Below are 12109 nucleotides of genomic sequence, written 5' to 3'. Positions count from 1 at the left end.
AACTGCTACGATATGGCAATGGCATCCTATAAAGCAACGCTAAGCTAAACTATATATGCTTCAACCTTTTTCGGCTTCCTGTGGGTAATGTATCCATCTTTAATTAGTTGTCGTGCTGTTCTCACTATAATTTGACGGGCTTCCTGAATCTGTTTCTCGGGCATCTTCTGTGACAATGACATAGATTCGTTTAACATATCCTGCGCGCCCTTTGTCTTGTTCGCCAGGAGTTGTGCTATCAAGTTAGTGCTCGCACCATGTAATGCTATCGCCAGCTGTTCGTTTGAAACCTTGCTCAACAACGTTCTTATATCCGCGTCTTCAAGATATGCAATGCTCTCAAATACAAAAAGGTTTTGTCTTAATTCTTCTGCCATATCGGGGTTCTTTACCGCAATATCTGACAATATTCTCTCTCTATCCTGATCGTTCGCTGTATCCAGCATTTCCGTCACCACATCTGAGCCGCCAATAACATAGTTTATTTTGTTCTTTACCTGCTGTTCCCACTCTTTCACACTGTCGGGATCTGCATCAAACACCTGCGTTAGCAAATTCGTTACTTCTGCCCGTTTCGCGGGTTCAAGACTCGCTAATACATACGCTGAGTTCTGCGGCGTTAGAAATGACAATGTTATCGCTATCTTCTGTGGATCTTCATCTTTTAAAAGGTAAGACAATCTATCAATATTCGCCTCGTTCACAAAATCAAACTGATCTTGTCCATTACGCTCTATTGGCGATGTCGCACCACTTATCATTTTCCGTCCCTGCCCAGACCCTTCTGCAAGCTCTGAATTAAAGGACAGACGCCCTTCTTCCATCTGTTCATGCCTTATTTTTTCATCCATTCTTATGTGAAACGCTTCTGCTATTTTCGAGAAATCCTTCAAGAACATACGCCCCAATCCAAAAAACAACAGCAGTGCTATAAACACCAACAACGCTGTGGTGACAAACTTCGCCACATCTATCAGAATTTCTGGATTTTTAAGCTGCTCCACAATCCCGGGCGGAAGAGGAAATGGCATTTTCTGCACCATTATTGAGTCGCCCCGAGCCATGTCCATCTCTAACACCTCCGTTACTATGTTAGGGATCGTTGTCAGGTCTTTTTCCGCTACTTTTGCGTCTACGATTACCGTCACTTTTATCTTCTTCAGCATCGTCTGCGGCAATTCAAGCTGCTGCTCCGTCGTATTTTCGTATTTGCTCGCCCCCATAGCAGCACCCGCTTGTCCGCCTTTTGTGGGAATACCTGGGAGGATAAAATTATTCGTACCTGATTCATTCCACCCAACCAATTTATTGCCTTTTGGGGAGCTTATATTATATATCTCTTTCACTTTTTGCGTCTGTACGGTATCAAGAAGGTACACATTGACATATGTTATCACTTTCCCCTTGCCAACGATATTTTCCACCACATCGTTCACTCGTTTCGCATACAACTGCTCCAGTTTTAATTTATCGTCAACACTGTATCCCTGCGCTTTCGGGCATAATATAACAATGGCAAATAGAAATAACATTGCTGCTTTTACTGCTATTTTCCATGTCCTCTTTTTTACCACTGCTCTTTGTATCATTGTCTTGCCCTTCCCTTATTCATTTATTAATGATATTTGATGCCTTTTGTGGCTATCAATTCACCACTATATCAAGCTAAAAACGCTAATGTTATAAATAAAATAAGTAAAATTTACACTGCTTATTCTTTTCTTTTTGCGCACTTTATTTTATTATCAGTGTCGACACTTCTTTGCCTGCTTTAAACAATTTGGAACCTCTATTTCTCTCCTGCCTGTTGTATAAATTGCTGAAGCTCAGTGTTATTCGGGTCCAGCTCAAGTGCTCTTCGCCACTCTATTATAGCTTTATCTTTTATGCCTACTGCATAATAGGTTGAGCCAAGGCGCATATGGGCAATAACATTGTCAGGTTCAAGTCTCAACACTTCTTGGCACTCTTTGGCCGCCAGATCGTATTTTCCGTCCTGAAAATAACTTATTGCGCGATGCAATTTCATCGCCACCTTCGTATCAGGTGAAAGATCCTCATCTGTTATCACTGCCCCTTCTTTCTTAAGTATCGCTTCTATAGCTTTGTATGTCTGATTGTCCGAGTTTATACTTATCGCCTGCTGAATATTTAACAACGCCTCTGTCAGCATATTGTTCATATAATCATACACTGCCTTGCACTCGTAATCTGCCGCTTTATTCTCGCTTTCTGATAGCTTAGAAGGTACATCGTTTAGCTCTGCCTGTTCCATTAAGGCTTTCATATTCTGGGATCTCTTGCTTGCGACTGGTTTGTCTTCAAAGCTCAGTACACTCTCATAGATACTTAATGCTTTATTAAACTTTCCATTTGATACCTGCTGATCGCCATGGAGCACTGCGTCAGCAATAATCTTTTCCCTCTCGTAAGTAATGTCTTTCCCAAATTTGAAAGTAAACGAAATGCGGTGCGACAATCCTAAATCCACACTATGTGCTAAGGCGTAATCAAGCCGGTAATTGTTCTTAAAAATATATCCTATACCGGTGCTCATCTCTTCGTAGTTCAGCCCTAAACGCAAAAACAGAGGATTTAATGATACTTCAAAACCACTGTACCACCGATCAGGAAACTGATAGTCAAAGGACGCAGTCAGCTTATCATTGAAAAACTTCTGCGCGTAACCAACCCTCAGATTCAACGGCAATTGATCATCGGTATTACTTGAAAAACCGAAGATATTGCCTACCTTCAACGCAAATGACTTTCTCGGATCAGGAAAGTATGTCGCTCCCAAATCAAGGCTCATTAAGGAACTTGAATACACACCCACATTACGAGTGAGGTAGTTAAAAGCAGTACCCACTGAGAACGAACGCGACAGGAACTGGCCGTAACCTAACTTTATTGCTGTATCGGAAACACTAAAGTTACCAGTAGGAATGTTATTCTCATCAGTCCCGACAAAACCGTCGTTACCTACTTTTATCAGGTTTACACCGAATGCTTTCCTAAAAGGAGTCGGATAGACATAGCTTAACGAGTCGTATCCTGTCCCTTCCCACAGCATATTGTGTGACATAGATATTTCCTGGCTGTTAAGCCGCGGCATGTTTGCAGGGTTCCAGTAAGAAGCTGATGAATCGTCCGCCGCTGCTGTAAAAGCCTTCCCCATTCCCAGAGCTCTTCCACCCATACCCCATTCAAATATCTCTCCGGGCTTGCCGCCAAGCGAATAGGCGGGAAGCTGAAGAAATATTAATAGAAACATAGATAATGATAACAACTTTTTAATGTTCATAATTTTATTCTTGCAATAGCAAAACTTGCTTTGCCATTATTTGGTTTTTGCGTCTTTCACGACAACGACGGCAGAGCAAGCTCTGCGACTACAACTTCAACATCATTTGGTTTTGCGTAATGTCAAAAATTAATGCACCACGCCAATTTTCACAACTACCTTATTGCCCGCGCAGTTTAAGTCAGAAGTCAGAATAGCAATGTAGCCGCCCATACTGACTTTGTCACCGTTTTTGTCAGTACTATCCCAGACAGCATCGTTGCTGCCCATCATTCCGCCGTTTGCTCCGCTTGAGTAATTCAGCTCATTGACAAAGTGACCGTACAAGTCATAAATTTTTATTTTTACATTAGAATCACTGTTAAGCGTATAGTTTATCGTAACCTTAGCATTCTTTGAATTAAAGGGATTAGGATATGCGGAGACCGCAGAGAAAACATCGCTGGAAACCATGCCCACAACTAGTCGGACAGGCGCAGTAAACTCCGACCATATATTAGCACCATTGAGTGCGCGTACACGGTAGAAATAGGTTCCATCCGACAGTCCGGTAAGCACATAACTTGTTTGCTGGTTCACCCCCGCTGCCTTCTTAGCTCCTGACTGGGAAGGTGCGGCCACCATAAGCGTAGAAACCGTTGTCCAAACAGGAGAAGTACCTACGCGTTGCTGCAGTTCATACCCAATTACTCCGGAGACGCCTGCCTGTGCCGCAGGCCATTGCACCATATAGGTTGTTCCATCTTTACTTATTGAAGGAGTACCGTTAAGTGTTGGTGATGAAAGGTCAACGGTTATACCAGTGTTTATGCCTATGTCACTCCAAAGATTGAAATTGCTTTTTGTTTTTACGGATATATAGTAAGTCGTCCCATCGTTCAGCGACAAGCCCTGTGCCAGTATTGTCTGATTGGTACCATTTGAAGTCCAGTTTTTTGCGTCCACTCCGCCGGGCGTTGATCCAATTGCATATTGACTGTCTGCAATCGTGCCACCAATCACTTGCGATTGCCAGGCTGCATTCATCTCCTGGAAATGGCTGGTAAAAGCGCTATCTGCGGTAACGATTGGCTTAGTGGGCGTCCTGATATCACGAACTATCGGCAAAGACGACGATAACGGCAGGTTTTGCGAAGATACAAAATCAGGGGCTGCCACCGAGAAACTGTTTGCATCTTTCAACTGTACTCCCAGTGATGCCCCTACAACCGCACCGGTATCAATGTCACAACTGATAATATAATACTGCGTTGTAGGGGTCAGTAACTGCGGCACAATATTAATTGTAGCGTCTCCTCCCAGAAAGGCCGCAGAGCCGAGAGACGAATTATCTTGAGCATCTATAATGCCATTATTATTCGTGTCACAATATATATTTACCGCTTTGACATTTAACTCATTTAATGTTCCCAGTTTTGTAACTTTAATAGTGCTCAAAACCGCGCTGTCATGATCAACACACAATCCAACTTTAAGCATGGATTCATTTACCCCACCCTGGTCTACTGTATCGCCGGCAAGATTCGTTGCGCCGGAAACCAGCAATGTGTCGGGCTGGTCACTTATCACGGGCTGCGTGCAAGACCACGGAAAGTTTGCTGGATCTATAATGTTAGGAGAGCCTACAATTACACTTGTCTGATCCGTCGCCCTGATTCCTATCATTGCCCCTACCGTTGCCGTCTGGCTGATATCTACCGCAATAAGATATTTCTTCGGCGTATTTGTTATGTGCTCAGGGGTAATCATCGGGATAGTCACCTGGCCGTTTGAGAAGGTTCTTTGGGCGCTTATCAACACAGTGGTGGTATCAACGCCTGGCCCATTGAACGAGCCGTCAGGGTTTACAACGCGGTATATTTTAATCGCGGAAATATCGGTATCGCTCCCGCCCATCGCCGTTGTCAACGACAATGTCAATGCCGACCATAGCACATCTAAATTATCTGAATTTAATGTCAATACTTCAAGTACTTTATTGGTATCCGTCTGCATCACAGACTCCAGCCCGGAATTCGTGGGAACTACTGTTACCGTATTAACTTCCGCATCAATAGCGGTTAATCCTGAATTTATCGGGAACCCCGATGAGCTTACCGTGTTTGGAAAATCAACTATGATACACCCCTCACTTGCAAGGTTACATCCAAATGTAGCGTTCTGAGTCGCGTTGTCATCAATATTCACCACAACAAAATATGTCTGCGGCGTTGTTGTCAATGTTTGCGGGGATGTTAAAGTAATATTTGCCGTTTTAAGCGCAAATTTATCGTCCGTTGTGTTAAGCAGCTCATCTTGAGCAGCATTGAACACACCACTTGATATTGAGTCCTTGTAAATTAGAATTCTACTAATATCACTGTTCTGGGCAGTACCAGACAGATTCAACCGTATACTCTGCCATACCGCCCAGTAGTTGTTTGAATTCATCACAAGCTTCATTACAGGCACAAGAGTCGCCCCTTGTTTTACTGACGCAGTGGATAAACTTGTCCCGCTTACGCTTATCACCACCGACGGCGGGTTAACTATTGTAGGCGAAGAGATGAACAACAACCCACCCAACACCGAGTTTGGCAAGTTCACCGTGAAAAAGTTCGTCTGTAACTGCATTTTGATAGAATTGGTCGGCATAGCGGTAGAGCTCACCGAAACCACTGCAAAATATGTACGTGTACTCGGAGTAATTGACTCTGGACTATTCAATGTAATATTCGCCGAGGTTTCACTAAAAATGTCAACTCCCGAACTTATAAGCGAGTCACTTCCATCATAATACCCGTTTGCATTCGCATCCCTAAATATCTTCACTGCAGTAATATCGCTGTCAGACAGAGTACCTGCGTTAGAGATTTGCACATTGCTCCAGAACACTGTTTTCATCGTGCTCCAAATATTCATTTTAACAATGCTTACATTTTGCACACCCTGGTTTACCGCGGCAGGACCGACAGCGGTTAGCTGTATCATCATCGTATCAGGATAAGCCCTAATAGTTGTATTCCCATGTATAGGGAAGTTCACTGGCGAAATATAATTCGGAGAAGAAACAGTCAAATAACTGGTAGTTCCCACGCTCAATGTTATACCCGCTACCTCGGCATTTGGATTAATATCCACTGTAACGTAATATGTCTGCGGCGTTCCCTGAATTATCGTCTGCGGTTGTGACAAAAGCACAGTAGCTTTTCCGTTTGAAAAGACATCGCTTCCCCCGCTGATTAGCGTACCATCGTTTGTAAATATCTTTATTGCGGAAATATCGCTATCAATCGCAGTGCCAAGCTGGTCAATTTTTATTCTGCTCCACACTATAGAGTTCTGGTTGGCCGTCAAGGTAAATTTTAACATTGTCACTGCGGCTGATCCCTGATACACCTCAGCAGGCGCAACACTGAACGGAGTAACCGTCAACATATTAATCATCGGGTTGATAGTTATGGTGCTGGTGTGGATAGGGAAATGCGTTGAAGATACAGAATTTAGCCCATCTACTGTAAAGAAATTTGATTCCGTGCATTCCATCCCGAATGTTACGCCCGTATGTGATGCCGGAGCTATGTCTGCCACAAGGAAATAGGTCTGCGGTGTTATCGTCTCGCTTTCGTTCATATTCAATAATACTGAACCGCTGGCAAAGGTGTCTGATGCTATCAGTACATCACTACTTGCATCATATAAATTGTCGCCGTCGTCGCGCCACATCGCAATAGATTTTATATCTCCAGAAAAACAGGTTGACTCAGCTGATTTGTTTATCTTGACACTTTTCAGTGTTACCGGCCCGAAATCGGTCGCTATCAATAACTTTTCCATCACTATATCGCTCTGCCCCTGATACACCGGCGGCAGGCTTGGAGTAAGATCAGTTGGCGTTATTGTCAAAATACGCGGCACGGAAAAGATCGTTGATGTAGAACTGACCGCCGGAATATTGTTTGTGCCCATCGGCAAACCTGACGCTATAGTAAAATAGTTGGCGCCTGCTATCTGTGCTCCGGCAGTATTACCCTCCACCGCACTTATGGGAACATCATAGGTTACATAATACATTTTCGTTGTACTGCTACTCACCGTTTGAGGCGTCACGCTGATCATTGCCTTGCTGCCGGGATTGCTCCCGATGAAGGCCGCAGAACCTATCATTACATCCTGCGGAGAGCCGTTAAACACACCGTTGCCATTATCAAGATATATCTTGGCATAGTTTATATCATCGTTCGTGCTTGTCCCAAGACGGTCCACCCGCACCTTATTCCATGTGGATGTCCCCGACGATGCTTTCATATCAAACCGTAGCATCGCCACATCGTTCTGCCCCTGCATCAGGTTCGCACTCCATCCAAGGTCAGTAACACCGGAAATATATGTACCATTGAACTGTATCGAGGGGCTAACTCCGGTAACCGATGGAGACACCGAATCTGTCGCGGTTAAATTAACTTTCTCTACTACAGCATCGTTAACTGTAAATGAATATACACCATTGTCACCCGAAACAAATGTATGAGATGAGGAGGGCATGGTCATACTACCTGTAGATGTAAAAACAGCAGTGCCGGTATAATTCGTTGCGATATTATTATACTGGTCACAGGCAGTTACATTTATTCCTTCAGCAACTAACACCGCGGCGGCGGCGTTGGGATTTACCGTGAAGTGATTTGTGGCGTTAGGAGAGATTGCTATCGCTGAAGGAAATGATACCCAACTGTAGCCAGAGATGGGCGTATTTACCGCAATGATACTGTTTCCGGCAACATAATCTGTATAATGTATATTGTTGCTTTGACTTTGACCTTGACTAATGTAGACGTCAGTCGGTTGGAATAAATAGTTGGACGAAGTTGAGCCAAGATTGATGGTTAAAGTTGCGGGGGCGAGTAAAGGATTGCCATCGCCATCAAAAAGTTGCACTACCATATTACTGGAACTCACACCCGCAGTAAGAGTATCGGGTACATTTATGAAGGCAAGATAGGGATTTTTCGCAGTGAAGGCACACACATCCCATCCGTCGCCCGGACCGCCGTCGTACGGCGCCGTCGCAAAAGAATTAACGGCCAGTAAAAGCAATGATAGAAAAACCAGTTTTTTCATAGTCGTTTTCACATTTGTTATTTACATCGTTGTCTTTTATCTATGTCGTGTACTATAATTACTAATATTGCTTCGCAGCCATTTTATGTCTTTCACGGCAACAGCGTAAAAATGTAAAAGCGCAAAAAGCTACGGTGTCCTCGCGGGACGAAACCCGACACTGGCGCCGCGACTCTCGTCCGCCCAGCCCGCGTTTGCGCGGTCTGACACTCGCATACGCGTGGGAGCATCGTCCCAAGCACCGCCACGAAGCCCGGCAGATGCGTATGATGGCCAAACAGGGACATCAGGGACGGTTGTTGTACCGTTGCCATTTGTAGGTGTTCCTATGCTTTGACAATTAATTATGTGTTCCCATACGTTGCCGCCTAAATCCGCTATTCCGTAAGGACTGGCGCCTGTTTGCGCTACTGTTCGAACTTGGGGCGCGCCGCTTATGTTTAATCCGCTTAAATAGTGTCCAACGGAGGTGGGGCCGTTACTTCCCGAGAACTGATCGCAGTTGGCATAATATAACCAACACTTCTCGGTGCCTCCACTCTTTGTGTCCACGAAGTTTACGCTTAGAGGATCGGTATTGCCCCAAAGGTAGATATTTGCATTGTTACGCCCTCTTCCTGCTCGCTCAAACTCCATTTCTGTCATCGGCCTAAGTCCGGACCAGCTGGCATACGCTGTGGCATCACTCCAACTAAGCCAATTACATCCCAGTGTATCTCTCTCACTTGCTATATAGTACCGGTCGCCTATTGGGCGCGAATTGTCCATTTGTACATAGTATCCGTATAAATTATATCGGACTGAATCATAATATGTCGTACCTGTTGTTCCATAGGGGTCAACCGCATTCAAAAAATCTACATACTGTTTCTGGCTTATTTCGTACTTGGCAAGATAAAACGCTCTGTATCCGTTGGGCCAGTCATTGGCACAGCCAGCGGGCACATCAGTGATTGATCCTACTGTCACCTGACTGCCACCTCCAAAATTATTGGTTGTGCTGTCTGCTATTGACCCAGCGTTATATAAAAATGTGCCGGTAGAAATATAAACCATCTCAATTCCCATGACTTTGAATTTAACACCACTGGAAGGGAAAGTGCCAATACCATCAGCCACAAAATTCCATTGCACTTTCACATAGTTGCTTTTCCATAAACTGTTGCTGCCATTTGAAAAAAGGAAAACACCCTTGTTGTCGGAAACACTCTGTATCGTAGTTGATGCACCGTCACCGGCGCTTGTGCCAGTAATAGTGCAATGGTTCCATGGACCTGAATCGCCATTGAGTGAGTATTTGACGAATATCCAGGCGCAGTCTTTCACCGGGTCGTTACTGTATATATATGTGTTCGTAGAAAAAGTATTTTCCTGAGAAACAGTAAAGGAAATCTCTGTAGAGCCAGCGTAAAAGTTAGAAACATTTCCGCTTGAAATCTTAAGATTATTGGCGGAAAGAGACGATGCCGTAAATAACAGTAGGATTATGAGTAGTTTTTTCATGATTTTTAGTGCCTAATTTTGATTGCGCTTAAAGTTCACGGCAACGCCGGTTTTTGTATTTTTTGTAAAGCGTGAATCTTTCTATTTACTTTGTTGTTGGAGTATAGTAAATATTTATAATAATTTCAACAGAATGTACAATCTCTTAACATATTGGACTTTTTTTGGTTAAGGTTTAGCGTTGCCAAGGATGTGTGTCTAAGTAGGCTTCTTTGTTAAATTGTGTCTGACGCACTTTGCCCGATACTTTTAGGTCCAAGTAAACAAAAAATTCCTCGGAAGTGGTATGTTTTTTGTATGTTAAACGCATATCCCAGCAATGCAAGTCGCGGTATAGTTGTACCGACTGATCACTTAACGCAACGTTTGAAAGGTAGTTATAACTGTACGCTCTTGCAGAATAGTCCAACTTCCACTTTGGACCTATCCATGTTCCAAAACCAAAGTTAAACCCAAGCTGGTCTGGATAAGCATTTTGATAAAACAAACCAAAGTTTGCGTATTTTACACTTGGGTCACCAATGTTAAATAAACCCTGAAGAAGCTTTACATCTATTGGAGCAATTGTTGTTTCTTCACGAAGATACAAATTATAAAAATTTGACGGAAACCATGTAATCTCGCTAACTACTGGAGTGAACCGATCAGTCCAAGTGTAAAATGGGCTTAAGCGAAATGTGCGAGCATCAAATGAAGTAGAATTACGGAGCGTTAAACGACGAGCAGGATACATTGTATTTGTATAGGAAATTAGATTTGATTCTATCCCGAAATCATTCGCGTTTTCATCTATAGCCGTGGAGTTTTGAATTGAGCGAAGCTTAAAGCTGTGAATTAAGTTCCAATCTACCCAAGAAGCAAGGCGATAACGAAGGTTTTCTGAAGTATAATAATGAGTTACAAATATATCTTCATCATCTGTTTTTGAAGTAGCATCTTGCCAATTTTGTGTTATTCCTATTCTTGGCGTTAGAGTTAATTTCCGATTAATTTTAAAATCTTTATAAATTGCTGCATCAAAAGAACCGCTTATCAGGTAAAAATCATCTGCTTTTGTGTATTGATTTTGTATAGCGCCGTTTAGCACGGTATAAAAAGGCATTTTACCTTTTACCGGATAGAGAGAATATGACAGCGACGGAGCAGTAATAATTGTTGGAGCATAATTCATCTTTGTTTGGTCGAAAGAATCGGAGCGGGCGACAAGAACCCTAAAGTTACCTGCGCTGTCTTGGCGGGTCAATGACAAATTAGAGTCAATATTACTGTTTATACTTTGCCAATTATCCAAAAAATACTGGCTATTAAAGCTTCTATCACTATAATAGTTTAACTGGGATTGCCCAGTCCAAAGCGGGCTTAATTTTTGCCAGTGTGTTGCTCTTGCGCTAAGGCGCTCTATATCGGTAGTTTGCTCGTAAATATGGTAAAGATACAACGAACCGTTCATTTTATTAGGAACATTATAAGTTAACTGACCACCCTTACCTGTGCCGCGCCTTGAATAATAATCAAGGTACAAATTTGAGTAAATATAATCACTTATTGGATAGCCATAAATTGCTCTTAAAAAAAACCCATCGGAGTTGTTGTAGCCCGGCTCAACATAAATTGTATGACGGTGTTTCCCAAGCCCAAATGGCACTAATGGAAAGTAAAATATAGGTATATTTTTCACCCTGTAAACAGCATTATAAATTAGAATATTTTTTTTAAGCGTGCCGTCAACACTTGTGGCACTTATGGTAAAGTCAGGATCGTCTTTATTGCAAGTTGTAAACTCACAATCGGTAAGTGAAAATTTATCTGCGCCTTTACGAGTAAAGTTTTGCGCCAAAAAATAAAACGGATCAAAATAACCAAAAGCCCCTTGCAATGAACCGGTTGAAGTTAATGTGTTGTATTCGGCCAAATCGGCAAAAACAACACTGCCACTATCGTAAAGAACCACATCGCCTACTGCTTTTGCAGTGTTGCTTGCAAAAAACAGTTCAATTTGATTGGCACTTATATTTTTGCCTTGCCACTCAATGGATGCAGATGTTTTAAGGAGAGCATACTTATTTTCAGAATCGTAAAATAAGTAATCGGCTTTTACTTTTGCTGGCGAAGAATGCGCATTTGAAGTGAAAATAAAAAAAAGACCTAATAGGCAAATAAAAACACTTAAAATATTTTTAACTTTATTACTCATCTATTTCC

At 42.7% G+C, this 12109-nt stretch carries 5 protein-coding genes; all 5 read right to left on the bottom strand.

The annotated features are described in order from the left end of the window. Nucleotides 1-44 precede the first annotated feature (44 nt). Nucleotides 45-1589: a hypothetical protein gene (locus M0Q46_03530; protein ID MCK9582680.1), complete on the bottom strand. Its 1545-nt coding sequence runs from the start codon at nucleotides 1587-1589 to the stop codon at nucleotides 45-47. Nucleotides 1590-1789: 200 nt separating this feature from the next. Further along, on the bottom strand, nucleotides 1790-3304 hold the full coding sequence (locus tag M0Q46_03525) for a PorV/PorQ family protein (GenBank protein MCK9582679.1): 1515 nt from the start codon (nucleotides 3302-3304) through the stop codon (nucleotides 1790-1792). 129 nt (nucleotides 3305-3433) lie between these two features. Then, nucleotides 3434-8404, bottom strand: a complete 4971-nt coding sequence (locus M0Q46_03520) for a hypothetical protein (protein MCK9582678.1) — start codon at nucleotides 8402-8404, stop codon at nucleotides 3434-3436. 129 nt (nucleotides 8405-8533) lie between these two features. Beyond that, the gene (locus M0Q46_03515; protein MCK9582677.1) at nucleotides 8534-9907 is read right to left on the bottom strand and encodes a formylglycine-generating enzyme family protein; all 1374 of its coding nucleotides are present in this window, start codon (nucleotides 9905-9907) and stop codon (nucleotides 8534-8536) included. Between the two features lie 175 nt (nucleotides 9908-10082). Further along, the gene (locus tag M0Q46_03510; GenBank protein MCK9582676.1) at nucleotides 10083-12101 is read right to left on the bottom strand and encodes a hypothetical protein; all 2019 of its coding nucleotides are present in this window, start codon (nucleotides 12099-12101) and stop codon (nucleotides 10083-10085) included. Between the last annotated feature and the right edge of the window lie 8 nt (nucleotides 12102-12109).

The sequence above is a fragment of the Endomicrobiales bacterium genome (genome assembly GCA_023228045.1).
GTDB lineage: Bacteria > Elusimicrobiota > Endomicrobiia > Endomicrobiales > JALOBY01 > JALOBY01.
The sequence above is the reverse complement of the archived record's forward strand: the minus strand, read 5'-3'. Positions and strand labels throughout refer to the sequence as shown.

Coding starts and splice junctions, on each gene's coding strand:
- M0Q46_03530 (MCK9582680.1), bottom strand. CDS start 1,589: ATGATACAAAGAGCAGTGGTAAAAAAGAGGACATGGAAAATAGCAGTA.
- M0Q46_03525 (MCK9582679.1), bottom strand. CDS start 3,304: ATGAACATTAAAAAGTTGTTATCATTATCTATGTTTCTATTAATATTT.
- M0Q46_03520 (MCK9582678.1), bottom strand. CDS start 8,404: ATGAAAAAACTGGTTTTTCTATCATTGCTTTTACTGGCCGTTAATTCT.
- M0Q46_03515 (MCK9582677.1), bottom strand. CDS start 9,907: ATGAAAAAACTACTCATAATCCTACTGTTATTTACGGCATCGTCTCTT.
- M0Q46_03510 (MCK9582676.1), bottom strand. CDS start 12,101: ATGAGTAATAAAGTTAAAAATATTTTAAGTGTTTTTATTTGCCTATTA.